Annotated in this window: 20 protein-coding genes; 9 read left to right on the top strand and 11 right to left on the bottom strand. The window is 67.2% G+C overall.

Annotation, left to right across the window (positions count from 1 at the left end):
* Window positions 1-2: 2 nt before the first annotated feature.
* The 7 genes from IB232_RS19460 to IB232_RS19430 form a co-directional block, all read right to left on the bottom strand.
* Window positions 3-4,547: an alpha-2-macroglobulin family protein gene (locus IB232_RS19460; protein WP_225592428.1), complete on the bottom strand. Its 4,545-nt coding sequence runs from the start codon at window positions 4,545-4,547 to the stop codon at window positions 3-5.
* Between the two features lie 8 nt (window positions 4,548-4,555).
* On the bottom strand, window positions 4,556-5,191 hold the full coding sequence (locus IB232_RS19455; RefSeq protein WP_412547749.1) for a DUF1175 domain-containing protein: 636 nt from the start codon (window positions 5,189-5,191) through the stop codon (window positions 4,556-4,558).
* Window positions 5,188-6,999, bottom strand: coding sequence for a DUF2138 domain-containing protein (locus tag IB232_RS19450; RefSeq protein ID WP_192400229.1), 1,812 nt, complete (start codon window positions 6,997-6,999; stop codon window positions 5,188-5,190). Before IB232_RS19450 ends, IB232_RS19455 begins: the two co-directional genes overlap by 4 nt.
* A 23-nt stretch (window positions 7,000-7,022) precedes the next feature.
* Window positions 7,023-7,811, bottom strand: a complete 789-nt coding sequence (locus tag IB232_RS19445; RefSeq protein WP_192400228.1) for a YfaP family protein — start codon at window positions 7,809-7,811, stop codon at window positions 7,023-7,025.
* 109 nt (window positions 7,812-7,920) lie between these two features.
* Window positions 7,921-8,862: an AEC family transporter gene (locus IB232_RS19440; RefSeq protein WP_192400227.1), complete on the bottom strand. Its 942-nt coding sequence runs from the start codon at window positions 8,860-8,862 to the stop codon at window positions 7,921-7,923.
* A 222-nt stretch (window positions 8,863-9,084) separates the two neighbouring features.
* Complete coding sequence (locus IB232_RS19435; RefSeq protein ID WP_192400226.1) at window positions 9,085-9,645, bottom strand: response regulator transcription factor; 561 nt, start codon at window positions 9,643-9,645, stop codon at window positions 9,085-9,087.
* Window positions 9,638-10,909 carry an ATP-binding protein gene (locus tag IB232_RS19430; RefSeq protein ID WP_192400225.1) on the bottom strand — a complete coding sequence of 424 codons (1,272 nt, stop codon included), beginning with the start codon at window positions 10,907-10,909 and terminating at the stop codon, window positions 9,638-9,640. The genes IB232_RS19435 and IB232_RS19430 overlap by 8 nt, the downstream gene beginning before the upstream one ends.
* Before the next feature lie 202 nt (window positions 10,910-11,111).
* On the opposite strand from IB232_RS19430, the gene IB232_RS19425 reads away from it, so the two are divergent.
* From IB232_RS19425 to IB232_RS19395, 7 genes are all read left to right on the top strand, one after another.
* Complete coding sequence (locus IB232_RS19425) at window positions 11,112-11,825, top strand: SIMPL domain-containing protein (protein WP_192400224.1); 714 nt, start codon at window positions 11,112-11,114, stop codon at window positions 11,823-11,825.
* A gap of 214 nt (window positions 11,826-12,039) precedes the next feature.
* Window positions 12,040-13,641 (top strand): ABC transporter substrate-binding protein, encoded by a 1,602-nt coding sequence (locus IB232_RS19420; protein ID WP_192400223.1) that lies wholly within the window; start codon window positions 12,040-12,042, stop codon window positions 13,639-13,641.
* A gap of 60 nt (window positions 13,642-13,701) precedes the next feature.
* Window positions 13,702-15,291, top strand: a complete 1,590-nt coding sequence (locus tag IB232_RS19415) for an ABC transporter substrate-binding protein (protein ID WP_192400222.1) — start codon at window positions 13,702-13,704, stop codon at window positions 15,289-15,291.
* Between the two features lie 54 nt (window positions 15,292-15,345).
* A complete protein-coding gene (locus IB232_RS19410; RefSeq protein ID WP_192400221.1) occupies window positions 15,346-16,356 on the top strand; it encodes an ABC transporter permease subunit in 1,011 nt (336 codons plus the stop codon).
* 12 nt (window positions 16,357-16,368) lie between these two features.
* Window positions 16,369-17,277: an ABC transporter permease subunit gene (locus IB232_RS19405; protein WP_192400220.1), complete on the top strand. Its 909-nt coding sequence runs from the start codon at window positions 16,369-16,371 to the stop codon at window positions 17,275-17,277.
* Window positions 17,278-17,409: 132 nt separating this feature from the next.
* Entirely contained in the window at window positions 17,410-18,384 is a 975-nt protein-coding gene (locus tag IB232_RS19400; RefSeq protein ID WP_192400219.1) for an ABC transporter ATP-binding protein, read from the top strand.
* On the top strand, window positions 18,384-19,355 hold the full coding sequence (locus tag IB232_RS19395) for a peptide ABC transporter ATP-binding protein (RefSeq protein WP_192400218.1): 972 nt from the start codon (window positions 18,384-18,386) through the stop codon (window positions 19,353-19,355). The genes IB232_RS19400 and IB232_RS19395 overlap by 1 nt, the downstream gene beginning before the upstream one ends.
* 6 nt (window positions 19,356-19,361) lie before the next feature.
* On the opposite strand, the gene IB232_RS19390 is transcribed toward IB232_RS19395, so the two are convergent.
* Window positions 19,362-20,495 carry an ABC transporter substrate-binding protein gene (locus IB232_RS19390; RefSeq protein WP_192400217.1) on the bottom strand — a complete coding sequence of 378 codons (1,134 nt, stop codon included), beginning with the start codon at window positions 20,493-20,495 and terminating at the stop codon, window positions 19,362-19,364.
* Between the two features lie 320 nt (window positions 20,496-20,815).
* Here IB232_RS19390 and IB232_RS19385 point away from each other — a divergent pair, with 320 nt between their 5' ends.
* A complete protein-coding gene (locus IB232_RS19385; RefSeq protein WP_192400216.1) occupies window positions 20,816-21,352 on the top strand; it encodes a heme utilization protein in 537 nt (178 codons plus the stop codon).
* A 564-nt stretch (window positions 21,353-21,916) separates the two neighbouring features.
* Window positions 21,917-22,417, top strand: coding sequence for a heme utilization protein (locus IB232_RS19380; RefSeq protein ID WP_192400215.1), 501 nt, complete (start codon window positions 21,917-21,919; stop codon window positions 22,415-22,417).
* 95 nt (window positions 22,418-22,512) lie between these two features.
* On the opposite strand, the gene IB232_RS19375 is transcribed toward IB232_RS19380, so the two are convergent.
* Genes IB232_RS19375 through IB232_RS19365 form a run of 3 tightly spaced genes read right to left on the bottom strand, consistent with a single transcriptional unit; the run spans window position 22,513 to window position 24,835 of the window.
* Window positions 22,513-23,433, bottom strand: a complete 921-nt coding sequence (locus IB232_RS19375; RefSeq protein WP_192400214.1) for a biotin-dependent carboxyltransferase family protein — start codon at window positions 23,431-23,433, stop codon at window positions 22,513-22,515.
* Window positions 23,430-24,104 (bottom strand): 5-oxoprolinase subunit PxpB, encoded by a 675-nt coding sequence (pxpB, locus tag IB232_RS19370; RefSeq protein ID WP_192400213.1) that lies wholly within the window; start codon window positions 24,102-24,104, stop codon window positions 23,430-23,432. The genes IB232_RS19375 and pxpB overlap by 4 nt, the downstream gene beginning before the upstream one ends.
* Window positions 24,101-24,835: a 5-oxoprolinase subunit PxpA gene (locus tag IB232_RS19365; protein ID WP_192400212.1), complete on the bottom strand. Its 735-nt coding sequence runs from the start codon at window positions 24,833-24,835 to the stop codon at window positions 24,101-24,103. Before IB232_RS19365 ends, pxpB begins: the two co-directional genes overlap by 4 nt.
* Window positions 24,836-24,923: the final 88 nt, after the last annotated feature.

Genomic DNA, 24,923 nt, shown 5'->3' with positions numbered 1-24,923 from the left:
CCTTACTCGACCTTCAGCTCGGCCAATGCCGGCTTCTGCTCGAAGGCCTGGGCCTGCGGGTCATACATGCGCGAGTAGCGCGCCGGCGGCAGGTGGAACTCGCCCTTCTGCGAGAAACGCACCAGGTGGCGCAGCGTGAGTGTGCCCTGCAGGCTGTCCACCGGCACCGCGTAGAGCAGCTGTCCCGGCTCGTGACGGGCCTTCTCCAGCAGCGCCGCCTCTTCCGAATCCAGGCCGCTGACCTGCAGGCCCCAGGTGGTGCGCTCGACGTCCGCGCCCGGCGGCAGCGGCACTTCCAGCAGCCCATAGCGGCGCGGCGTCTCGGCCTCGCTCTCCAGAGTGATCTCGTCGAGGTAGAGCTGGTCGCCGGAGATCGGGCCATCACCCACCTCCTCGGCGCTGAAGCTGAACGCCGCCTCGCCCGGCACCAGACGCAGCAGGCGACGGCTGACCTTCACCTCCAGCGGCCCGCTCGGCGGCGTGGCCGCGCTGTCGTAGCTGACCGCCGCAACCAGCGGGCTGCCCAGCTCGGCCGGCAGCTCCAGGGCGCTCGGCGGCTGGTTGCCCTGCCACTGCCACAGGGTCTCGCCGCTGGCACCCTCACGGACCTGCCAGCCGGCGCCCGGCTGCGGTACGGCGACCAACGGGGTATTGCCCAAGCGACGCTGCAGCCAGGTCAGCGACAGAGCTCGTTCCAGGGTGGCCTGGGCCGGAGTCAGGCGCTGCAGCAGGGCATTGACCTGCAGCGGATCGACCGGACCACGGGACAGGCGCACCGCCTCGGCGAATGGCTGGGTGCTGGCCGCCACGCGCTCGCGGGCGGCGGCCAGGCCGACGGCGAAGCGTGGCGGCAGACCGACCTTGCTGCCGGCCATGTCGGCGGCCAGTACGCGCGCCAAGTCGAGGCCCAGGCGCGAGTCCGGGTAGGCCATCACCAGGCTGGTCTCGCCGCTGTCGTCCAGTGCCACCTCTTCGCCCTCGGCAGCGTCGGCCAGGTCGTCGAGCAGGCCCTTGAGCAGGGTCTCGGTGGGCAGCTGCATCTCGCGGGCGAAGCCGAGGATCAGCGCGCGCTGCAGCAGCGGCACACTCGGCGCCTGCGCGGCGTAAATATCCAGCACGCGCTGCCAGTGCTCCGGAGGCAACTGCACGGCCAGGGCGCGACTGGCATGCCAATCGGCGTAGTAGGCGTAGGCAGTGAGGAAGGCATCGGCGTTCTCACCCTCGCCCCACCAGGTGAAGGTCGCTTCCGGCCCGGCCATCTGCACCAGGCGCAGGCGGCTGTTCTGCATGATCAGGCGCAGCCGATCACCGATGCGCGCCTCGCCCTTGACAAGGGTCGGGTAGGCCAGGCTCAGCGGCAGCAGGCGGCTGGCGGTCTGCTCGACGCAACCGTAGGGGTATTCCAGCAGGTCGTCGAGGGCCGAGCGGAACAGCATCTGGCTGCTGTCGCCGAGGCGCAGGCGGATATTGCTGGCGTCCGCCGGCAGGCTCAGCGGGTTGCTGCCCGGGTTGAGCGCCATGTTCTGCACATGCAGGCGCTGCCAGCCCTCGCCAGCCACGCGCAGGCCGACGGCCAGCGCGTCGATCGGCTTGCCGTCCTGTACCAGCTCGGCAGTCAGCTCGCCGGCGGCCAGGGCAGTCGGCGGCAGGGACAGGTAGTTGGCGCCACGGGCCAGCTCCACCTTCTGCCGCTGCTCCTGGCCGGCGAAGCGGGTGACCAGCTCGGCCTCGGTCTCCTCCTCGCCCTGGTTGAAGGCGAACAGGCCCAGCTGCGGCTTGTCGCCGTCGCGGAACAGGGTTGGGCCGCTCCACTTCAGGTACAGCGGCTTCTCGGAGCGAATGAACTGCTTCTTCTGCCCTACTTCGCCGCCGTCGTTGACCGCACGCACGGTGATGCGCCAGCGGGTCAGCGAGTCGGGCATGCGGAAGCTGAACTGCGCCTTGCCCTGGGCATCGGTGACCAGGTCCGGCTGCCAGGCGGCGGTGTCGACTTCCTCGCGGCGCGGCCGCTCCAGCACCTTGACCCCGCGCTCGCTGCGGTTGGCCCGCCCTGGGGCGGTGGCGTCGCCCGGCAGGGCCACGTCGTAGCTGATGAACGACAGGCTGGCGCTGGTGCGCACGTTGTTGCGCCGCGGGTGATAGAAGAACTGGTCGATGCCCGGAGCGATCTCCGGCTGCAGGGCGTAGATCATCTCGTCCACCACGCTCACCGTCAGGCGGGTGGCGGCCGGCCGGCCCTTGAACTGGGTGGCGAGGTCGACGGTGACCGTCTCGCCCGGCTGGTATAGCTCCTTGTCGGTGCTCACGGCAATCTCGATCTGCGCCTTGGCCACCTTGATCCCGGCGTTCTGGAAGCTGTAGTCGCCGCCTTTGGTGTAGAGCACCGAGAAGGTCAGGTTGGGGGCGAAGTGGTCGTCCACCGGGATGCGCGCGCGATACTGGGTGTCGTTGAGCCTCTCCAGCTTGAGCCAGTCGCCGCCGGCCGACAGCAACGCGGTGGCCTCGACCTTGTCGCGTTCCAGGGTCAGCAGCGCGTCGCCCACCGCTTCGGGGAAGGTGATCAGCGCCAGCGCCTCGTCACCCGGCTGGTACTGCTCGCGGTCGAACACTACCTCGACGGTGCCGGGCACTGCCTTCAGCCCGCTGCCGCTGACCGAGTGGCCGGTGGCGCCGAGGATCAGACCGTGTTCGTCCTTGAGGGTGATGTTGTAGGTGCCGGGGTGCTCGAAGCTCAGGCTGAAGCCCTGCTCGTCGTCGCCCAGGCTGGCGCTGTGCTTGCTCTGATCCTCGAGACGCACCCACTCGTAGCTGGCCGGCTTGAGCTCGGTCGGCTGCTCGCTGCGATAGCTGAACTGCACGGCCTCGCCGGCGGCGCTGAAGCGCTGCGGCGCCTCCAGGCGATAGCGCGCGGCGCCACGCTCGATGAGGATCTCCTTGCTGGTCTTGACCCGGTAGGCGGCGCCATCGCTGGCGAACACGGTCAACAGATAGCGGCTGGGCTTGTCGGCGGCCGGCAGCTCGAAGGCAGCGCGGCCCTTGTCGTCGGTGGCCAGCTCGCTGCTGCTGAGCTCGACCGGGAACTGGCCGAGGTACTGCAGCTCGTTGTCGATCATCGACAGCTGCTGGGCACGCAGGCTCAGTTGCAGACGAGCGCTCTTCACCGGCTTGCCGTCCGGGTAGAGCAGCACCAGGTTGCCGGTGACCTTGTCGCCGGTGCGGAAGTCCGGCTTGGCCAGGTCGAGGGCGATCTCGAAGTGCGGCTTGATGTAGTCGGCGACGCGGAAAGCGCTGCTGTACAGCTGGTCGCGGTAGAGGAAGCGCAGCTCGTAGCCGCCAGCCACGGCGTTGTCCGGCAGCTGGAAGCGACCCTGGGTGCCGGCCTTGGCATCCAGGTTCAGGTCCAGGGTCTGCAGGGTGGTGCCATTGGCATCCAGCACCGCCAGCTTGAGCGGCGCCGCCTCGGCGGCCTTGGAATCACGCGCGCTGGTGAACTCGCGGCCGACGATCTTCACCTCGACCCAGTCGCCCGGGCGGTATAGCGGACGGTCGGTGAAGGCGTACAGCTTGGTATCGTAGATCTCGCTGTCGTAGTAGAAGTTTTCCGAGACGAACACGCCGCCCTCGGCGTCCTCGCCGAGCAGGTAGGAGCGTTCCGGGCTGGCGTGCTCCAGGCGCAGCAGGCCCTGGGCATCGGTACCGCCACTGCGCATCACGCCCAGGCCGTCGGTCCACAACACCTTGGCACCGGCCACCGCATTGCCCTCATGCTTGTGCGCGGTCCACACCAGCAGTTCCTTGCCGGCGATCTTGCTCACCGCCACGGTGTTGGAGACGAACAGCACGGTGGTCGCGCGGAACTTGCCGACCAGCGCCTCGACCAGGTACAGGCCGGGCTTGAGCTTGCCCAGCGGGATGTAGACGTTGCCTGGATTGACGGTGACGAAGGAGCTGGACGAGCCGGCCAGCTCCACGCCCTTGGGCGGCTGGATGGCCTTGGCGTCCCACAGCGGGTAGCGGAACTGGGTCACCAGCGGCACGCCCTTCATCGGCGCGTACTGCGGCTGGGCCTCGAAAGGCGTCGGCGCCTTGATCGCGTCGCCCATCTTCAGCTCCGGCGCCTCCTCGGTCACCTGCACCCGCGACTCGTAGGAGAAGGCCCGCTGCATCACCCGACGCGACTTGCGATACCAGTTATCCCAGAGGTAGGCCAGGGTGTTGGACAGCCCCTCGCCCTTGTACTGCCCCTCGGCCACCACCCGGTGCAGGTTCTTCTGCCGCTTGAGAAATTCCAGCGGCTGCTCGATGCGGTACACGCGTACATCCACGCCGCCGTAGGGCTCCATCATGTAGCGGCGGTAGTCACGACCCGGCGCCTCCAGGCGCACCTTGGCCACCTCATCGCTGGCGAAGCTGCTGTCGGCCAGCAGGAAGAACGACTGCCCCGCCACCGGCGTGTAGCCGCTGGGCTCGACGCTGTCGTCAGCCTGGGCGGCCAGCGGCAGCACCGCGGCCAGCAGGGCCGCAGCAGCTACGCGCAGCAGGCTCATGGGCGCACTCATCGGCTTAGAAAATGCAGCCGGTAGACGCCAATGAAGTTGGGGTTGGATGCGTCGGGAATCCATCGGGTGTCCTTCCATGTCATCAGTTGCTGCAGGCTCACGGAGCGCATGCCGTTGTCGGTCGGGGTGGTGGTGCCGGTGTGGTAGACGATGTTGCGGCCCATCCAGATCATCAGGTGCTGGTCGTCGCCCTGATCGAAGAAGATCAGGTCGCCGGGGCGCGCCTGGTTGAGGTCGCGGCCCACCAGGGTGCTGTTGAACTGGATCAGCTTGATCGCGTTGACGTAGGGGCCGAGCTTGCCGCCGCCCTGCTGCCACTGCTGCGCCAGGCCGCGCTGGGCCTCGCTCAGCTGCGGTTCCGGCGGCAGGTAGCGATTGCTCAGGCCGTTGGCGTGCAGCCACTTGGCGTCGTGGACCTTGAGCGCCTCGTTGGCGGCGAAGCGCACCAGGCCGGCACAGTCCTGCTGGTGCCAGCGCGGGCTGGGGCCCTGGCGCAGCTGTTCCTGGGCGATGCGCACGAACCAGGCGCGGAACACCTGGGACTGCTGCACGTCCAGCGCCGCCGCCTGCTCGATGGCGAGCGCCGGCCCGCCCAGGGCGAGCAGCAGCGCGCCGATAAGCAATCGTTTCAAAGGGCGCGCCACTGCAGGGGCAGCCATTGCCAGGCGTCGTCGGCCTCGGCGTCGGCCGGCAGGCTGAGGGCGTATTTGCCATGGCCGGACAGCGAACGCAGCTTGGGCAGCAGGTTGGCCTGGGCGGCGTTGCGGAATACCGGTTCGATGTCTTCCGGCAGGCTGTCCAGGGTCTCGCGTTCGAGCAGCGCGGCCAGGCTGTCCGGCGCCAGGTAGGCCGGCACCAGGGCATTTTCCGGCAGCACTTCGGCCAGCGGCGGGAAGCGCTTGTCGAGGGTCTGCAGGGCCTTGTCCAGCAGGCGGTCGTCCAGCGAGAACAGCAGGGTCGAGCCGTGGCGCGCCAGGCCGACGCGGAAGAAGCCGCGCGAGGCCAGGGCGTCCGGCTGCTCGGCCAGGTCCGCCGGGTACTGGCCGAAGTTGGAACCGACCTGGCGCTGCCACTTGTGCAGGTCGCCCTGGGAGCTGTCCTGCACCGGGAAGCTACCGCCCTCGGCGTAGGGCTCCCAGGCGCCTATCAGGCTGTCGAACAGCTTGCCCAGCTCGGCGTCGGTCTGCGCGCCGGGCTTGTCCTTGAGGGTGCCGACCAGCAGAGGCGAGTGCAGGCGCGAATCCGGATACCAGCACAGGCCGGCACTGCCGCTGAGCTGGCCGGCCAGCTCGGCAGCCGCCTTGGGCTCGGCACCGACCTTGGTCAGCAGCCGCTCGGGCAGGCCCGGGGCCACCGGCAGCGCCACGCAGGCGCTGGCGCCCATGGGCATGGCGCGCCACACCGGGCCGAAATCGAAGGCGCCCTGGCCCTCCACCTCGTCCAGGGCCAGGAAGCTGCCCCAGCCCTTGTCGTTTAGCTCGAAGCGCAGGCCGGCGAAGGCCGGCAGGAATCGCCGGTAGCCCAGGGCGAGGAAGTCCGCACCAAGGGTGACGCGCTGCTGCAGCGCGCCGCGCTCGGCCAGGCCGAAGCGCTCGGGGAAGGGATGCTGACCGGCCAGCAGGGCCTCGGCGGCCTCCACCGAGACCTTGGCCATGCTCGGCGCTGGCGGCTTGGGCGCGATCACCTCGCCGTTCTCATCGGTGGCGACCGCCGCTTCGGGGTCCACGGCGGGCACCTCGACATCATCGTCCGCCGCCTCGGGCTCGGGGACCGGGCCGAACAGCATGTCGGCGCTGGAGATCAGCAGCAGCTGGTCGCCATGGGAGGCGAACAAGATGGAACGGTCGCCGTTGTAGCGCAGGCGGTAGAAAGGCACCGCCGCGCCATCGACCATGAACTCGCCGGCCTGGCTCAGCTGGGTGTCGTCCAGCGCCACCTTGGCCAGCGGCTCCAGCACCTTGGCCAGGCCGCCGCGCTGGATCAGCACCACGAAATGGCGCAGGCGCCCGCCAGCGTCGCGCCACAGGGCTACTTCGGCAGGCTGGTCGAGCAGCTCGTCGAGCAGGTTGTCGCGCAACTGCAGGTCATGCTCGTAGATGATGCGGCGCAGGCTGCCGGTCAGGCCGAGGCGGTCGGCGTTGTTCTCGTAGTAGAACACCAGGTCCTCGGTGAGGGTGTCGCGCAGAAGCGGCACCTTGAGCACGTCCTTGGGCAGGCGGCCCAGCGAGGCGCTCTCGATCAGCACGTCCGGGCGCGCCAGGTTGAGGCCCAGGTAGTTGGCTTCGACCAGCTGGCGCTCGCCCTGCGGCTCGTACTCGAGCCAGGCGAACAGGCCGGCGGCCGTCACCGGCAGGGCCACGGCCAGGCCCAGCAGCAGCGGGCGCCAGCGGCGCGGCCCCGGTGTGACAGCGGGCTCGACGGGAGTGGTGTTCTCGCTCATAGGTAAAGACTCCGCAGGAGCGTTCAGTAGTTGAAGGACTTCACCGGCAGCAGCTCGCCGATGGTGCGCAGCGGCACGACGAAGGTCTCGCGCCGCTCGTTGACGGTGTTCTCGTTGAACACCAGGCTGATCTGCGAGGTGATCACCTCGTTCTGGTTGCTGCCGGCCTGGAAGTTGTAGCCCTGGCTGCCCAGGTTGCCCCAGTAGTTGACGTACACCAGGTAGGTGCCGTGCAGTGGCGCGGTCATGGTGAACATCTCCGGCCCGGGGCCGTCGACGCTGTCCACGTCGAGGCCGCCGCCATTGCTCATCACCGGATCTGCCCAGAAGGCGTGCTGGCCGTCGGGAGTGATCACGTGCAGGTCGAGCTCGGCCTTGGGATCATCCCAGCCGAGGACGATGCGCACCCGCGCCGGGGTCTTCAGGTGGTTGGCTTCATAGAACTGCACGCGGCGCAGCGGCTTGCCATCGGCACGCAGCTCGACGCTGTTGGAGCCGGCGCCGAAGTTGTAGGGACGGACGAAACGGCCTTCGGCGTCAGTATAAAGAGGAAGGGGATTGCCATTGACCGCCAGCACATGCGGCTGGCGCAGGCCCTGGGTGCCTTCGAGCTTGCCGGCGATCAGGCTGCGGCCACGCTGGCCGCCACGATCGATAGGCGGCGTCGGGTAGGCCACGCGAGCATCGGCCGAGCGCTCCAGCAGGCCGTCGTGACGCCAGCCGGCCGTGGGGCCCTCGAGGCTGGCGGAGGGATCTGCCCAGGCAACCGATGCGAATAGCATCAGGCTCGCCGACAACAGCAGGGGGCGCATGATTAATCCTTTAAAGGCGCGAGGCGCATAGGCTACCGGGCGGCAGCATGCCAGGCAATCGAGCCGCGGTGCCACCCTGCGGAGATCGGCAGCGCTTCACATCTTCCGTCTAGATCCAGCCGCCCCACTGCAGCACGAGCAAGCCGATATTGGTGGTCACCACCGCCACCAGGGTGGTGATCACGATGATCGCCGCCGCCAGTTCGTGGTTACCGCCGGCCGCCTTGGCCATGACGAAGCTGGCTGCGGCGGTCGGGCTGGCGAAGTAGAGGAAGAGGATGGCCAGCTCGGCATTGCGGAAGCCGAGGGCGAAGGCGCCGACGGTGGCGAGGATCGGCAGCCAGATCATCTTCATCAGGCTGGCGCCGATGGCCAGGCCGCTGCTGGCGCGCAGGGAGGCCAGCGACAGGGTGCCGCCGATGCAGATCAGCGCCAGCGGCAGGGTCAGCTGCGCCAGGTATTCGCCGGAAGTGGTCAGCCAGCCGGGCAGGCGCACCTGCCAGTAGGCGAAGGGAATCGCCGCCAGCACACCGAGGATCAGCGGATTGCTCAGGATGCCCTTAAGGATGCTCCAGGGGCTGGCCTTGCTGTTCGGGTTGTACACCTCCAGCACGATCACCGAGAGGGTGTTGTAGCTTAGGATCACCACACCGCCGAGGATGCCGCCCAGCGACAGGCCATAGTCGCCGTACAGGCTGGTGGCCAAGGCCAGGCCGATGATGCCGTTGTTGCCGCGGAACGAGCCCTGCACGAAGATCCCGCGCTCGGCCTGCGGCACCCGCCACAGGGCCCAACCCCAGGCCAGCAGGAAACCGATGACCGTGGCCAGCACGAAGTAGCCGAGCAGCGCCGGTTGCAGCGCGGTGCTCAGGTCGGCGTGCAGGATGGCGAGGAACAGCATGACCGGCATGCTGACGTTGAACACCAGGGCCGAGGCTGTATTGATGAAGTGCGCGTCGATCAGGGCCAGGCGCTTGAGCGCCACACCGAGGAACAGCATGGAGAACACCGGCGCGGTGATGGCGAGTGTCTGCTGGACAACGGCGAGCATGGCGGCCCCGACTACTTGATTAGGCGGCTAATGATAGCTGTTGCAGGCGGGAAAAGGCTTTCACCAGGCTTTCAGACGACGCAGGGCGGGGAAAGTCCGCGAGTGGCTTCACCCGCCCTGCTCGTTCGCTCGAGCACCGTAGCCCGGACTTCAGTCCGGGGCGCCAGATCCCGGACTGAAGTCCGGGCTACAACTGGTGCGCATGGTGCGGCAGGCAGGCTTTTAGCGACGAACCGGACGCTTCTGCAGTTTGCGTTGCAGGGTACGGCGGTGCATGCCGAGGGCACGGGCGGTGGCGGAGATATTGCCGTCGTGCTCGGCCAGCACGCGCTGGATGTGCTCCCACTGCAGGCGGTCCACCGACATCGGGTTTTCCGGCACCAGGGTATTGAGGTCGGCATGCTCTGAGAGCAGCGCGGTGAGCACGTCGTCGGCGTCGGCCGGCTTGCACAGGTAGTTGGTGGCGCCGCGCTTGATCGCCTCCACGGCGGTAGCGATGCTCGAGTAGCCGGTGAGAATCACCACGCGCATCTCCGGGTCCAGCTCCAGCAGCTTGGGCAGCAGCACCAGGCCGGAGTCGCCCTCCATCTTCAGGTCGACCACGGCGTAGTCGGGCAGGTCTTCCTTGGCCAGGGCCAGGCCCTCTTCCGCCGAGTTGGCCACGCTCACGCGCAGGCCGCGGCGGTCCATGGCGCGCGCCATGACGCGGGTGAAGGTGGCGTCGTCGTCCACCAGCAGCAGGTGCGGCTGGTCTTCCTGATCGTGCAGTTGTTCGTCAGACATGCTCATCTCCAAGCCTCGGCAGCAGCAGTTCCGTCAGCGTGCCGCCCTCTTCGTGATTGTAGAGTTTTACCGAACCGCCGGCCCGCGTCACGCTGGCCTGGCTGAGGAACAGGCCAAGGCCGAAGCCCTTGCCCTTGGTGGTGAAGAAGGGTTTGCCGATCTGCTCGGCGATGGCCAGCGGTACGCCGGCGCCGTGGTCGCGGATGCTCAGCTTGATCCAGCTCGCGTCCCAGTCCAGGCGGATGTCCAGTTTGTCCGGGCAGGCGTCGGCGGCGTTGTTCAGCAGGTTGAGCAGGGCCTGGGTCAGGTCGGCCGGCGGAAGCAGGCGCGGCACCGCGCCCGAGCCCAGGCACTGGAAGCGGTAGGTGGCCTCGGGGCGCATCAGGTGCCAGCGGTTGAGGGTCGCTTCCAGCCACTGCACGGCGGTCTGCTCGAACACCGCCTGGCGCCGGTCGGCCTCGGCGGCGCGCACCAGGTGCTGCAGGGTCTCCTTGCACAGCTTGACCTGCTCCTGCAGCAGGGCCAGGTCGTCCTGCAGGGCCGGCTTGTCGCGGTATTCCTGGCGCAGCTCCTTGAGCAGCACGCTCATGGTCGCCAGCGGCGTGCCCAGCTCGTGGGCCGCACCGGCGGCCTGGGTGGCCACGGCCAGCAGCTGCTGGTCGCGCATGCCTTCCTCGCGGCGCAGCGCCTGCAGCTCGTCCTGGCGGCGCAGGGCGCCGGCCATCTTGACCACGAAGAAAGTGATGAAGGCGGCGGACAGCAGGAAGTTCAGCCACATGCCGAACAGGTGCAGGCTGATCAGCATCGCCTCGTGCTGCACGTTGTTCAGGTGCATCGGGTGATACCAGATCAGCAGCGCGGTGTAGCCCGTCAGCGCCAGCCCGGCGAGGAACATGGAATACAGCCAGGGCAGCGTCGCTGCGGCGATCGTCAGCGGCACCAGATAGTAGGAAACGAAGGGGTTGGTCGAGCCGCCGGAGAAGTACAGCAGCAGGCTGTGGATCACCAGGTCGCAGGCCAGCTGCACCGTGTATTCCAGCTCGGTCACAGGCCACGGCCCGCGCAGGCGCAGGGCGGTGAGCAGGCATAGGCCGAGCGACACGCCGAGAGTGATGCACAGCGGCAGCCAGGGCAGCGGCAGCAGGTCGGACAGATAGGCGATGCCCACCGAGCCGGCCTGGGCGGCCAACACGAGCAGACGGATCAGGGTCAGGCGCCAGAGGTTCTGGCGGCTGGCGGACAGCAATTGGACAGGTGCGTACATAGAGGCTCCGGGCATGCCGGCGAGTATAACCAGAGGGCTCGGGTGGCCGCTGACCTGCGTCAACCGGACGCAGCGAGGCCCGCCCGCGCTCGAAGCCGCGAACGGGCTGGCAACTGGAAAAAGAAAACCTGCGAACAAGCTTTAACCCGAATAGTCTGACCACTTCGTCAAACAACAGGACAACCACCCGCAAGGAGTCCCCATGCACGCACTCAACCGTCTCGCCGCCACCGTCGCCCTCGGCCTGGCCGCCCTCGCCAGCCTGCCGGCCATGGCCGACGAGCCGCGCTACAACCAGGTCTCGCTGCGCGCCGAGGTCAGCCAGGAAGTGGCGCATGACCGCATGTACGTCACCCTCTACACCGAGGCGCAGAGCGACGACCCGGCCGAGCTGGCCGCCGGCGTGACCAAGACCCTGAACGCCGCCATCGACAAGGCGCGCAAGGTGCAGGGCGTGAAGGTCAGCCTCGGCAGCCGACAGAGCTACCCGGTGTACGAAGACGAAGGCAGCAAGATCGGCGCCTGGCGCGAGCGCGCCGAGCTGCGCTTGGAAAGCGCCGAGTTCGCCCGCCTGTCGCAGCTGTCCGCCGACCTGCTGGGCGAACTGAAGATGGCCGAGATGAGCTTCGCCGTGGCCGAGGACAGTCGCAAGGCCAGCGAGGATCAACTGATCAAGGAGGCGGTGAACGCCTTCAAGGCCCGCGCCCAGTTGGCCACCGAGGCCGTCGGCGGCAAGAGCTACAAGCTGGTCAGCCTGAGCCTCAACGGTAGCGGCTTCCAGCCGGTGATGCCGATGCACGCCATGGCCATGGATCGCGGCAGCTTCAGCAAGAGCGAGGCGGCGCCGCAGATCGAGGCCGGCACCAGCCGCGTGAGCATGAGCGCCGATGGCGTGATCGAGGTGCAGCTGCCCTGATGCGGAGCGATGGGCCACTGCTCGCGGCAGTGGCCCATCGCCACACCCTGCCGCGAAATTTGCACAATTGCGACAAAGCATTACAGCTTCGCCACAGCTTCTACACTCAATCGCGTTTCACGCTTGCCCGCGGCATATGCCGTGCATAGCTTCACGCAAGGTGCCCACAAGGCATCCCCTCAAGGAACAAAACCAAAACAAACATGAGGTCAACATGCGTAAGAACGCCGTCATCCAGGCTCTTCTCGCCGCTGGGCTGATCGCCAGCGCCCCATTCGCCAGCGCCGCCAGCAATCTGGTGTTCTGCTCCGAAGGCAGCCCCGCCGGCTTCGATCCGGGCCAATACACCACCGGCACCGATTTCGATTCGACCGCGGAAACCATGTTCAACCGCCTGACCCAGTTCGAGCGCGGCGGCACCGCCGTGGAGCCGGGTCTGGCCGAGAAGTGGGATGTCACGCCCGATGGCCTCACCTACACCTTCCACCTGCGCCAGGGCGTGAAGTTCCATAGCACCGACTACTTCAAGCCGACCCGCGAGTTCAACGCCGACGACGTGCTGTTCACCTTCCAGCGCATGCTCGACAAGGAACACCCGTTCCGCAAGGCCTACCCAGCCGAGTTCCCCTACTTCACTGACATGGGCATGGACGCCAACATCGCCAAGGTGGAGAAGCTCGACGACCACACCGTCAAGTTCACTTTGAACACTGTGGATGCTGCCTTTATCCAGAACCTGGCGATGAGCTTCGCCTCGGTGCACTCGGCCGAGTACGCCGATCAGCTGCTCAAGGCCGGCAAGGCCGCCGACATCAACCAGAAGCCGATCGGCACCGGCCCGTTTGTGTTCAAGCGCTACCAGAAGGACGCGCAGATCCGCTTCACCGGCAACAAGGACTACTGGAAGCCGGATGATGTGAAGATCGACAACCTGATCTTCTCCATCAACACCGACGCCTCGGTGCGCATGCAGAAGCTCAAGGCCGGTGAGTGCCAGATCACTCTGCTGCCACGCCCGGCCGACCTCGAGGGCCTGAAGAAGGACCCGAATCTGAACATGCCGTCGCAGCCGGGCTTCAACCTCGGCTACATCGCCTACAACGTCACCCACAAGCCGTTCGACAAGCTCGAGGTGCGCCAGGCGCTGGACATGGCGGTGAACAAGCAGGCGATCATCGACGCCGTGTATCAGGGCGCCGGGCAGCTGGCGGTCAACGGCATGCCGCCGACCCAATGGTCCTATGACGACAGCATCAAGGGCAGCGAGTACAACCCGGAGAAGGCCAAGGAGCTGCTCAAGGCCGCCGGCGTCGCCGAAGGCACCGAGATCACCCTGTGGGCCATGCCGGTGCAGCGCCCGTACAACCCCAACGCCAAGCTGATGGCCGAACTGCTGCAGAACGACTGGGCGAAGATCGGCATCAAGGCCAAGATCGTCAGCTTCGAATGGGGCGAGTACATCAAGCGCGCCAAGGGCGGCGAGCACGACGCCATGCTGATCGGCTGGAGCGGCGACAACGGTGACCCGGACAACTGGCTGGGCACCCTGTACGGCTGCGATGCGGTCGATGGCAACAACTTCTCCAAGTGGTGCTTCGAGGACTACGACAAGCTGATCAAGCAGGCCAAGGCCTCCACTGACGTGGCCAAGCGTACCGAGCTGTACAAGCAGGCTCAGCACATCCTCAAGGCCCAGACCCCGATCACCCCGATCGCCCACTCCACCGTCTACCAACCGATGCGCAAGAACGTGCAGGACTTCAAGATCAGCCCGTTCGCGCTCAACTCCTTCTACGGCGTGAGCGCCGGCAAGTAAGCCGCGCACCGGGCGGGAGCATTCGCTGCCGCCCGGTATCACCCGCAGAAGGAACGATTCATGCGCAGTATCCTCATGCTCCTGGCGCTCTGCGCCGGCCTGCCGGCGCTCGCCGAGCAGCAGTCCCTGGTGGTCTGTTCCGAGGCCAGCCCGGAAGGGTTCGACATCGTCCAGTACACCGCCGCCACCACCGCCGACGCCTCCGCCGAGACGGTCTACGAGCGTCTGGTGCAGTTCGCCCCCGGCAGCACCCGCATCATCCCCGCCCTGGCCGAGAGCTGGGAGATCAGCGCCGACGGCCTGACCTACACCTTCACCCTGCGCAAGGGGGTGAAGTTTCATGAGACACCCTGGTTCAAGCCGAGCCGCGAGCTGAATGCCGACGACGTGCTGTGGAGCTTCCAGCGCCAGCGCGACAAGGACCACGACTGGCACGAGCTGGCCCCGCGCGGCTTCCCCTATTTCGAGGCCATGGGCTTCGCCGAGCTGATCGACGAGATCGAGGCACTCGACGAACACCGTGTGCGCTTCACCCTGAAACATCCCGAGGCGCCCTTCCTGGCCGACCTGGCCATGGGCTTCACCTCCATCTATTCCGCCGAGTACGCCGAACAGCTGCTCGACGCCGAGACACCCGCGAAGCTCAACAGCCAGCCGATCGGCACCGGGCCCTTCGTCTTCGAGCGCTATTCCAAGGATGCCATGGTGCGCTTCGCGGCCAATCCGCATTACTGGGGCGGCAAGCCGGTCCTCGACCGTCTGCTGCTGGCCATCACCCCCGACCCCAATGTACGCATCCAGCAGCTCAAGGCCGGCGCCTGCCAGGTGGCCGTGTTCCCGCGCCCGAGCGATGTGCCGAAACTGCGCGAGAACAAGGACCTGCAGGTACTGGAGCTGGACTCGCTGCTCACCGCCTACGTCGCCATCAACACCCGGCACAAGCCGCTGGACGACGTGCGCGTGCGCCAGGCCATCAACCTTGCGTTCGACCGCCAGGCCTACCTGCGCGCCCAGTACGGCGAAGGCAACGCCACCCTGGCCGCGGCGCCCTACCCGGCCACCCTGCTCGGCTACGACGAGCGCCTGCAGCCCTGGCCCAAGGACCTGGAGCGTGCCCGCCAGCTGCTGGCCGAGGCCGGTCATGCAAAAGGCCTTAAGCTGTCGATCTGGACCCGCCCCGGCGGCGGTCCGACCAACCCCAACCCGGGCATCGGCGCGCAGATGCTGCAGGCCGACCTGGCCGCCATCGGCATCCAGGCCGATATCCGGGTGTTCGAGTGGGGCGAGCTGATCAAGCGCGCCAAGAACGGCGAGCACGACCTGGTGTTCATGGGCTGGGCTGGCGACAACGGCGACCCGGACAACTTCCTCACCCCCAACCTGTCCTGCGCCGCCGCCGAGAGTGGCGAGAACCAGGCCGGCTGGTGTCACAAGGAGTTCGACCAGCTGATCCGCGAGGCCCGCCGGGTCGCCGAGCCGGAGCGCCGCGCCGCGCTGTATCGCGAGGCGCTGGCGATCTTCCACCAGCAGGCACCCTGGATCGCCCTCGCCCATCCCAAGCAGTTCGCCGTGCTGCGCAAGGATGTCGAGGGCTTCGTGCTCAGCCCCCTGGGCTCCAACAACTTCACCCACGTGAAGCGCAAGCCATAACAGCCGCGCCCCACGAAGGCGCGGGCTCAACCTGATGCGGAGTACCACAACGCAATGCTGTCCTTTATCGCCAGACGCCTGGGGCTGCTGATCCCCACCTTTTTCGGCGTCACCCTGCTGACCTTCGCGCTGATCCGTCTGATCCCCGGCGACCCCGTGGAAGTGATGATGGGCGAGCGCCGCGTCGACCCCGAGATGCACGCCGAAGCCATGCACCGCCTGGGCCTGGACAAGCCGCTGCCGGCCCAGTACCTGGACTACATCACCAAGCTGGCCCAGGGCGACCTGGGCGAATCGCTGCGCACCCGCGAGGGCGTGTGGGACGAGTTCCTCACCCTGTTCCCGGCGACCCTGGAGCTGTCCCTGGCGGCCCTGCTATTCGCCGGCACGCTCGGCGTGATTGCCGGGGTGATCGCCGCCCTCAAGCGCGGCTCGCTGTTCGACCATGGGGTGATGGGGGTGTCGCTGGCCGGCTACTCGATGCCGATCTTCTGGTGGGGCCTGCTGCTGATCATGTTCTTCTCGGTGTACTTGGGCTGGACGCCGGTCTCCGGGCGCATCGACCTGCTCTACGACATCGAACCCAAGACCGGCTTCATGCTGATCGACACCCTGCTCTCGGAAGAGGAAGGCGCGTTCAAGGACGCCCTGATGCACCTGATCCTGCCGGCCATCGTGCTGGGCACCATTCCCCTGGCGGTGATCGCCCGCATGACCCGCTCGGCGATGCTGGAAGTGCTGCGCGAGGACTACATCCGCACCGCCCGCGCCAAGGGCCTGTCCCCAGCGCGCGTGGTGTTCGTGCATGGCCTGCGCAACGCACTGATCCCGGTGCTCACCGTGTTCGGCCTGCAGGTCGGCACCCTGCTGGCCGGCGCTGTGCTGACCGAGACCATCTTCTCCTGGCCGGGCATCGGCAAATGGCTGATCGAGGCCATCGGCGCCCGCGACTACCCGGTGGTGCAGAACGGCATCCTGCTGATCGCCTGCCTGGTGATCCTGGTCAACTTCGTCGTGGACATCCTCTACGGCCTGGTGAACCCACGCATTCGCCATCAACGCTAAGGAGGCCCGCACATGACTCAATCCAACGCTGTGCCCGCCGACCAGGCGCTGCTCTACCCCTCGCCGCTGAAGGAATTCTGGCAGGCCTTCGCCCACAACAAGGGCGCCGTCGGCGGCCTGCTGTTCATGCTGGTCATCGTGTTCTGCGCGCTGTTCGCGCCCTGGGTCGCGCCCTTCGATCCCAGCGAGCAGTTCCGCGATGCCCTGCTCACCCCGCCGTCCTGGCTGGAGGGCGGGCAGGCGCGCTTCCTGCTCGGCACCGACGAGCTGGGCCGCGACCTGCTCTCACGGCTGATCCATGGCGCGCGCTTGTCGCTGATGATCGGCCTGGCCTCGGTGCTGATGTCGCTGATCCCCGGCATCCTCATGGGCCTGGTCGCCGGCTTCTTCCCGCGCCTGCTCGGCCCCTCGATCATGCGCCTGATGGACATCATGCTGGCCCTGCCCTCGCTGCTGCTGGCCGTGGCCATCGTCGCCATCCTGGGCCCAGGGCTGATCAACACGGTGATCGCCATCGCCATCGTCTCGCTGCCCAGCTACGTGCGCCTGACCCGCGCCGCAGTGATGGGCGAACTGAACCGCGACTACGTCACCGCCGCCAGACTGGCCGGCGCCGGCCTGCCCCGGCTGATGTTCATCACCGTGCTGCCCAACTGCATGGCACCGCTGATCGTGCAGGCCACCCTGAGCTTCTCCTCGGCCATCCTCGACGCCGCCGCCCTGGGCTTCCTCGGCCTCGGCGTACAGCCGCCGACGCCCGAGTGGGGCACCATGCTGGCCTCCGCGCGCGATTACATCGAGCGCGCCTGGTGGGTGGTGTCGCTGCCTGGGCTGACCATCCTGCTCAGCGTGCTGGCGATCAACCTGATGGGCGACGGGCTGCGCGATGCGCTCGACCCGAAACTGAAGAATGCGCAGTAAGGTGCCCAGCATGCGAAATCCAGTAGCCCGGACTCCAGTCCGGGACAACTCGCCAAGCACCTCCGGACTGAAGTCCGGGCTACAACTGCCGCCAGCCACCTGGTGCAACGCACCGCGACAGGAGCGCCGCCCATGAGCCTGCTCGATATCAAGAACCTCAGCGTGCGCTTCGGCGCGGCCGATGCCATACCCGTGGTCGACGGCCTCGACCTGTCCGTGGACAAGGGCGAAGTGCTGGCCATCGTCGGCGAGTCCGGCTCCGGCAAGTCGGTGACCATGATGGCGCTGATGGGCCTGATCGACGCCCCCGGCATTGTGCGCGCCGACAGCCTGCGCTTCGACGGCCACGACATGCTCACCCTCAAGGGCCGGCAACGCCGTAAGGTGGTGGGCAAGGACCTGGCCATGGTGTTCCAGGACCCGATGACCGCGCTCAACCCCAGCTACACGGTCGGCTACCAGATCGAGGAAGTGCTGCACCAACACCTCGGCCTCAAGGGCAAGGCCGCCCGCGTGCGCGCCCTGCAGTTGCTGGAGCGGGTGGAGATCCCTGGCGCCGCCAGCCGTCTCGACGCCTACCCGCACCAGCTCTCCGGCGGCATGAGCCAGCGCGTGGCGATTGCCATGGCCATCGCCGCCGAGCCCAAGCTGCTGATCGCCGACGAGCCGACCACGGCGCTGGACGTGACCATCCAGGCGCAGATCATGGACCTGCTGCTCGACCTGCAGCGCAGCGAGGGCATGGGCCTGGTGCTGATCACCCACGACCTGGCCGTGGTCGCCGAAACCGCCCAGCGCGTGTGCGTGATGTATGCCGGGCAAGCGGTGGAGATCGGCAGCGTGCCGACCCTGTTCGACGCACCGACCCACCCCTACACCGAGGCGCTGCTTAAGGCCATTCCCGAGCACAGCCTGGGCGCCGAGCGCCTGGCCACCCTGCCCGGCATAGTGCCCGGCCGTTACGACCGTCCCGCCGGCTGCCTGCTGTCGCCGCGCTGCCCCTACGCCCAGCCGCACTGCCGCGAGCAGCGCCCGGCGCTGGAACCGCACGTGCGCGGCGCCGTGCGCTGCTTCTACCCCCTCAACCTGACCGCGGAGGTGGCCTGATGAGCATCGTCCTCGAGGCCCGCGAGCTGACCCGTCACTACGAGATCTCCCGTGGCCTGTTCAAACCCAATGCCCTGGTGCGCGCGCTGAACGGCGTGTCCTTCTCGCTGGAAGCCGGCAAGACCCTGGCGGTGGTCGGCGAGTCCGGCTGCGGCAAGTCGACCCTGGCCCGCGCCCTGACCCTGATCGAGGAGCCCAGCGCCGGCAGCCTGCAGATCGCCGGACAGGAAGTGGCCGGCGCCGGCAAAGCCGAGCGCAAGCAGCTGCGTCGCGACGTGCAGATGGTGTTCCAGAACCCCTACGCCTCGCTCAACCCGCGACAGAAGATCGGCGACCAGCTGGCCGAACCGCTGCTGATCAATACCGGCCTGTCGCGCACCGAGCGTCGCGAGAAGGTGCAGACCATGATGCAGCAGGTGGGCCTGCGCCCTGAGCACTACCAGCGCTACCCGCACATGTTCTCCGGCGGCCAGCGCCAGCGCATCGCCCTGGCCCGCGCCATGATGCTGCAGCCCAAGGTGCTGGTGGCGGACGAGCCGACCTCGGCGCTGGACGTGTCGATCCAGGCCCAGGTGCTCAACCTGTTCATGGACCTGCAGGAGCAATATCAGACCGGCTACGTGTTCATCTCGCACAACCTGGCGGTGGTGCAGCACGTGGCCGACGACGTGCTGGTGATGTACCTCGGCCGCCCGGCAGAGATGGGCCCGGCCGCGCTGATCTACGAACGACCGCTGCATCCCTATACCCGCGCCCTGCTCTCGGCCACCCCGGCAATCCACCCGGACCCGGCCAAGCCGAAGATCAAGATCGCCGGCGAGCTGCCCAACCCACTCGACCCGCCGCCCGGCTGCGCCTTCCACCGACGCTGTCCGCATGCGACCGAGCGCTGTCGCGTGGAGGTACCGGAGCTGCGCCTGGTCGAAGCGCGCCAGGTGGCCTGCCACCATGCCGAGGAGATCGCCGGCTGAGTTCGCTCAGGGCTGACGGTGCACCGGCACCGCTCGGCCCTGCTCGATGCGGGTCAGGTAGACCGCGTCCGAGCCCTGGTGGTCCTTGGGCCCGAAGCGCACGTGGAAGCCGCCGAGATCCAGATCCATGGACTCCAGGGCCTCGACCAGTTGCGCCCGGGTCGGCTGCGGTCCGGTCTGGCGCAGCGCCTCCACCAGCACGGCGGCGCCGATATACCCCTCCAGCGAGGCGTAACCGAGCGGGCCGTGCATGTCCGCCCGGTAGTCGCGCACCAGCGGCAACCGGGTATCGTCCGGCGACGGCACCACCTGCGAGATATACACGCCCTCGGCGTCTACACCGGCCTCGGCGATAAAGCTGTCGGTGCCGACGAAGGACACACTGAAGAAGCGCGCCTGCATGCCCAGGGCGCGGGCCTCGCGAATGGCCGCGGCCAGCTGTTTATAGGTGCCGACGAAGAAGATCGCCTGGGGCTGGCTCGGCAGCAGCTGGCGCACGGCCTCGCCGACCTCCAGCGAGTTGCGCAGGATGCGCGCCTCGCCCTCGACACGCAGGCCGCGCTTGAGCAGCGCGCCGGCCAGGCCACCCTTGACCGTCTCGCCGAAGGAGTCGTTCTGCATCAGCAGGGCGACACGGCTCAGCTTCAGCTCCTCGGTCATGTGCGCCGCCAGCAGCTCGGTTTCGGCAATGTAGGAGGCGCGCACATTGAATACCCAGCGATGCAGCGGCTTACGCAACACCTCGGCACCGGAGAACGGAAACAGATAGGGTACGCCGGCAGCCAGCGTGGCCGGCATCGCGGCACGCGAGGTGGGCGTGCCGACATAGCCGAACAGGGCGAAGACACTGCGGGAGGCGATCAGTTCTTCGGTCAGGCGAGCCGTACGCGCCGGCTCGTAGCCGTCATCGCGCACCACCAGGCGCAAGTGCCGGCCATGCACACCGCCGGCAGCATTGACTCGCTGGAAGTAGGCCTGGGCGCCGGCCAGCATGCCCTTGCCGAGGCCGGCCGCCGGCCCGCTCTGGGCGTTGACCATGCCCAGATGCAGCTCCTTGGCATCGACGCCCGTCTCGCCCCCCAGCGCAACGCCACAGAACAACGCAGATACAGCAAAACAGCACAGCAGCCGTCGCAACATCATCACGCTCCAGTCCCGTCGTTTCTATCGGCGATTCCAGCGCGCTCAGGCAGCAAGGTCGACGGGCATTCTTAAGAGCCAGCTTAGCCCCATTGGCATCACGGGGCACCCGCCGAAGTTGGGCGCAGTACCTGGAAATGGGCGGATGGCAAACCCTCGAGCGACCTGCACGCTGCGCGAAAGCGCCGCGCTAGAGCCGTCGCGCGAACAATCGATAACGCTGATGCGCAGCATTAACCGCTTCAAGTTCTCTCGGCGGACACCTTCCCCGAACATAGGCTCCGTAGACAACTTAAACCCCTACCCCGGAGCACCAAACAATGAAAAAGCAAATTCTCGCCGCCCTGTTTGCATCCACCTTCGCCGCCAGCGGTATCACCTTCGCAGCCGACGGCTTCGACCGCACTGGCAGCCACATCGCTGCAGATGGTTTTGATCGCACCGCCAGCGCTGTAGCCGCCGATGGCTTTGATCGCACCGGCAGCAATGTCGCCGAAGACGGTTTCGACAGCACCGGTAGCAACATCGCCGCTGACGGCTCCGAGCGTGCAGGCAACAAGATCGCCGCCGATGGCTTTGACCGCACTGGCAGCAACGTCGCCGAAGACGGCTTCGACAGCACCGGTAGCAACATCGCCGCCGACGGCTCCGAGCGTGCAGGCAACAAGATCGCTGCAGATGGTTTCGACCGCACTGGAAGCAACGTCGCCGAAGACGGCTTCGACAGCACCGGTAGCAACATCGCCGCTGATGGCTCCGAGCGTGTAGGTGACAAGATTGCCGCCGATGGTTTTGACCGCACTGGCAGCAACGTCGCTGAAGACGGCTTCGACAGCACCGGCAGCAACATCGCCTGAAACCACATGGAGTCAGGAGCCAGCAAGCAATGACGTGTGCACAGCTCGAAAGCCAGAAGGCGCCCACCGTGGCGCCTTCGCCTCTTCTGCGGCAGGCATTCTGCCGGTGAGCCAGGCATTCACCGCCAGACACTCCACGCAAGCAAATCCGCTATGCCCTTTTCCTGCCTCTTCCGTAATGCCCCATAGCGCGCAAACAACCTTCACGCCGCAGCCAAACCTCCTTGCTAAAACAGCCTTGTTCCCTCTCGCCAAAGACTCGGCCCAATCATCCCGTGCTCATCACGCGCGAAGCTTCCTGTGCGCAGGAACGGCTTACGACCCCCGGGGTGATAGAGGGCGGAAAAAACCTGTTCATCGGACTATCGACACGGCTGATAAGGCCCGCTGAAAAGCACCGATTCACACAGCCATAATCAGCCGAAAGCGCCGATATAGAGAGGCTCCAGCAACCATCAACAGCGATGATTTTCAGCATCGACCGCTTCAAGTTCTCTCGGCGGACACCTTCCCCGAACATAGGCTCCGTAGACAACTTAAACCCCTACCCCGGAGCACCAAACAATGAAAAAGCAAATTCTCACCGCCCTGCTCGTGTCCACCTTCGCCGCCAGCGGCATCACCTTCGCAGCCGACGGTTTCGACCGTACCGGCAGCCACATCGCCGCAGATGGCTTTGATCGCACCGCCAGCGCTGTAGCCGCCGATGGCTTCGATCGCACCGGCAGCAATATCGCCGAAGACGGCTTCGACAGCACCGGCAGCAACTACGCCGCTGACGGCTCCGAGCGTGTAGGCGACAAGATTGCCGCCGATGGCTTTGACCGCACTGGCAGCAACGTCGCTGAAGACGGTTTCGACAGCACCGGTAGCAACATCGCCGCTGACGGCTCCGAGCGTACAGGCGACAAGATCGCCGCAGATGGTTTCGACCGCACTGGCAGCAACGTTGCCGAAGACGGCTTCGACAGCACCGGTAGCAACATCGCCGCCGACGGCTCCGAGCGTGCAGGCGACAAGATTGCCGCCGATGGCTTTGACCGCACTGGCAGCAACATCGCCTGAAACCCACATGGAGTCAGGAGCCGGCAAGCAATGACGTGTGCACAGCTCGAAAGCCAGAAGGCGCCCACCGTGGCGCCTTCGCCTTTTCTGAGCGATTAGTTGTTGAAGAAGCGATAGAACTCGCGCAGCTCGGCCTGGGCGTCGCTGACGCTGACCTGAGTAAAACGCAGTTTCTGCTGCGCCGGGCATTGCGCCAGGCGCCATTGATCCAGCGGGTGCAGCCAGCCGAGGATGGGATAGCCGCCCATGGTCTGGCGGTCGGCCTGCAGGATGATCGGCTGACCATCCGGCGGCACCTGGATGGCGCCACGGGCCACACCGAGCGACCACTGCCGCTGCGGCGCCGACACCGGCTCACCCTGCAGGCGCGCGCCCATGCGATCGGACTGCGGGCTGAGCTGCCAGCTCTGCTCGAAGAATGTGGCCAGCGCGGCCTCGCTGAATTCCACCGCATCGCCACCGGTGATCACCCGCAGCAAGGGCGCGGCGCGATAGTCCGGCAGATAGGGCCATGGCACGCTGGCGGCGCAGGCGAAATGAGCCGAACCACAGGGCAGTTCATCCTCGGCGGTCAGCTTGCTACCCCGGCCATCCAGGCCGCCCAGCCCCTCACGCAGCTGGGTGCTGACACTGCCCAATAGCGGCGCAGCACGAAAACCACCCGCTACCGCCAGATAGGCACGTTGACCACTGCGTGCATAACCCAGGCGCACCCGCTGGCCGGCATGCACGGCAAAGCGTGACCAGCCGGGTAGCGCCCGACCATCGACGCTCAACGGCACATCGGCACCAGTCAGGGCCAGCCAGGTATCCACGCGGCTGTGCAGCTCCACATCGCCCAGGGCGATCTCCAGCAACGGCGTGCCCGGCGGGTTGCCCAGCAGGCGATTGGCCCAGGCCGCCGCGTGCAGGTCCTGGGGACCGCCGGGAGAGACCCCGAGGTGCTGCCAGCCAGAGCGCCCGCCATCCAGCAGCAGGCTCTGCGGTCCCGCACGCACCACGAGCAGGCCACTCATTGACGCAGCTCGGCGCGGTAGCGCGCCTGGTCGATGGGCAGAAAACGCACCCGATCACCGAGCGCCAGCGGGCAAGGCGGCGTGCGGGCCGCGTCGAACAGGGGCGACGGGCTCAGCCCGATCAGATGCCAGCCTCCGGGCGAGGCCTGCGGGTAGACGGCGGTCTGCCGCTCGGCAATGGCCAGGCTGCCGGCCGGTACCAAGGTGCGTGGTGTAGCCCGGCGCGGCAGGGCCAGGCGCTCGTGCAGCTCACCCAGATAGGCGAAGCCGGGAGCAAAGCCGATGGCGCCGACCCGATACTCGGTGGCGCTGTGCAGTTCGATCACCTGCTCCACCGACAGCCGGCAGCTGCGCGCCACTTCGGCCAGATCCTCGCCGGCGTACCACACGGAAATCTCATGCAGACGCCCCGCATCGCTCACCACAGGCGCGGCCAGCCAGGCATCCAGCAGGGGCGTGAGCCGCTCGGCCAGTTGCAGGTGATTGGTACGCAGCAGGTCGTAGTGCAGCAGCAGGCTGGTCCAGCCGGGCACCAGATCGGTGAGTAGCGGCCCCAGCTCCTGACGAATGCGCTCGGCCAGCGTGGCGATGCGCAGCGGCAGGTCGGGCGCCGGCTGTTCGGCAAGCACCAGCAACAGGGCTTCGGCGCCGGCCGGCTCGAGGCGGATCACAGTTGCGCTCGCAGGCGACGCAGCACGGCCAGCGACTCGGCATTGTCGCCATGCACGCAGAGGCTGTCGGCCTGCAGCTGCAACGGCTTGCCATCGATATCGGCAAAGGCCTCGCCGGCGGCGATGGCCAGGGCCTGCTCGAGGATGCGTTCGGGCTGCTGGTGCACCGCACCGGCCAGGCGCCGCGGCGCCAGCTGGCCGTCGGCGAGATAGGCGCGGTCGGCGAAGGCCTCGAACAGCAGCGGCACGCCGGCCGCCTCGGCCAGGCGGCGCTCGCGCGTATTGTCGGCCAGGGCCAGCACCATCAGCGGCAGGCCTTGGCGATACGAGGCGCAGGCCGCCAGCACCGCGTCGAGCAGCGCATCGTCGCGCACCAGGTCGTTGTACAGCGCGCCATGCGGTTTGACGTAGGAGACCTCGGCACCGGCCGCGCGACAGAAGGCATCCAGCGCACCGAGCTGATACAGCACCAGGGCGGTGACCTCGTCCGGCGAACAACTCAGGTGGCGCCGGCCGAAGCCCTGCAGATCGGGATAGGAAGGATGGGCGCCGATACTCACGCAGTGTTGCACGGCCAGGGCCACGCTACGCCGCATGATCAGCGGATCGCCAGCGTGGAAGCCACAGGCCAGGTTGGCCTGGTCCACCAGCGGCATGGCGTGCTCGTCGTCGCCCATGCGCCAGGCACCGTAGCTCTCGCCCATGTCGCAGTTCAGCAGTATTCGGGACATCTGCGCTCCTCCTGGAAGTCGCGCGTTATCGCGTAAATCGCCAGGCCGTGCAACTCAGCCTAGTCCAGCAACGAAAAGGCCCGCACGA

Source organism: Pseudomonas sp. PDM15, assembly GCF_014851565.1.
Classification (GTDB): domain Bacteria; phylum Pseudomonadota; class Gammaproteobacteria; order Pseudomonadales; family Pseudomonadaceae; genus Aquipseudomonas.
The sequence above is the reverse complement of the archived record's forward strand: the minus strand, read 5'-3'. Positions and strand labels throughout refer to the sequence as shown.

What these genes read in the sequence shown, in the direction of transcription:
- IB232_RS19390 (WP_192400217.1), bottom strand. Translation starts at nt 20,495, where the DNA reads ATGTTGCGACGGCTGCTGTGCTGTTTTGCTGTATCTGCGTTGTTCTGT.
- IB232_RS19435 (WP_192400226.1), bottom strand. Translation starts at nt 9,645, where the DNA reads ATGTCTGACGAACAACTGCACGATCAGGAAGACCAGCCGCACCTGCTG.
- IB232_RS19425 (WP_192400224.1), top strand. Translation starts at nt 11,112, where the DNA reads ATGCACGCACTCAACCGTCTCGCCGCCACCGTCGCCCTCGGCCTGGCC.
- IB232_RS19405 (WP_192400220.1), top strand. Translation starts at nt 16,369, where the DNA reads ATGACTCAATCCAACGCTGTGCCCGCCGACCAGGCGCTGCTCTACCCC.
- IB232_RS19365 (WP_192400212.1), bottom strand. Translation starts at nt 24,835, where the DNA reads ATGTCCCGAATACTGCTGAACTGCGACATGGGCGAGAGCTACGGTGCC.
- IB232_RS19445 (WP_192400228.1), bottom strand. Translation starts at nt 7,811, where the DNA reads ATGCGCCCCCTGCTGTTGTCGGCGAGCCTGATGCTATTCGCATCGGTT.
- IB232_RS19400 (WP_192400219.1), top strand. Translation starts at nt 17,410, where the DNA reads ATGAGCCTGCTCGATATCAAGAACCTCAGCGTGCGCTTCGGCGCGGCC.
- IB232_RS19440 (WP_192400227.1), bottom strand. Translation starts at nt 8,862, where the DNA reads ATGCTCGCCGTTGTCCAGCAGACACTCGCCATCACCGCGCCGGTGTTC.
- IB232_RS19450 (WP_192400229.1), bottom strand. Translation starts at nt 6,999, where the DNA reads ATGAGCGAGAACACCACTCCCGTCGAGCCCGCTGTCACACCGGGGCCG.
- IB232_RS19460 (WP_225592428.1), bottom strand. Translation starts at nt 4,547, where the DNA reads ATGAGCCTGCTGCGCGTAGCTGCTGCGGCCCTGCTGGCCGCGGTGCTG.
- IB232_RS19420 (WP_192400223.1), top strand. Translation starts at nt 12,040, where the DNA reads ATGCGTAAGAACGCCGTCATCCAGGCTCTTCTCGCCGCTGGGCTGATC.
- IB232_RS19410 (WP_192400221.1), top strand. Translation starts at nt 15,346, where the DNA reads ATGCTGTCCTTTATCGCCAGACGCCTGGGGCTGCTGATCCCCACCTTT.
- IB232_RS19395 (WP_192400218.1), top strand. Translation starts at nt 18,384, where the DNA reads ATGAGCATCGTCCTCGAGGCCCGCGAGCTGACCCGTCACTACGAGATC.
- IB232_RS19385 (WP_192400216.1), top strand. Translation starts at nt 20,816, where the DNA reads ATGAAAAAGCAAATTCTCGCCGCCCTGTTTGCATCCACCTTCGCCGCC.
- IB232_RS19375 (WP_192400214.1), bottom strand. Translation starts at nt 23,433, where the DNA reads ATGAGTGGCCTGCTCGTGGTGCGTGCGGGACCGCAGAGCCTGCTGCTG.
- IB232_RS19430 (WP_192400225.1), bottom strand. Translation starts at nt 10,909, where the DNA reads ATGTACGCACCTGTCCAATTGCTGTCCGCCAGCCGCCAGAACCTCTGG.
- IB232_RS19415 (WP_192400222.1), top strand. Translation starts at nt 13,702, where the DNA reads ATGCGCAGTATCCTCATGCTCCTGGCGCTCTGCGCCGGCCTGCCGGCG.
- IB232_RS19380 (WP_192400215.1), top strand. Translation starts at nt 21,917, where the DNA reads ATGAAAAAGCAAATTCTCACCGCCCTGCTCGTGTCCACCTTCGCCGCC.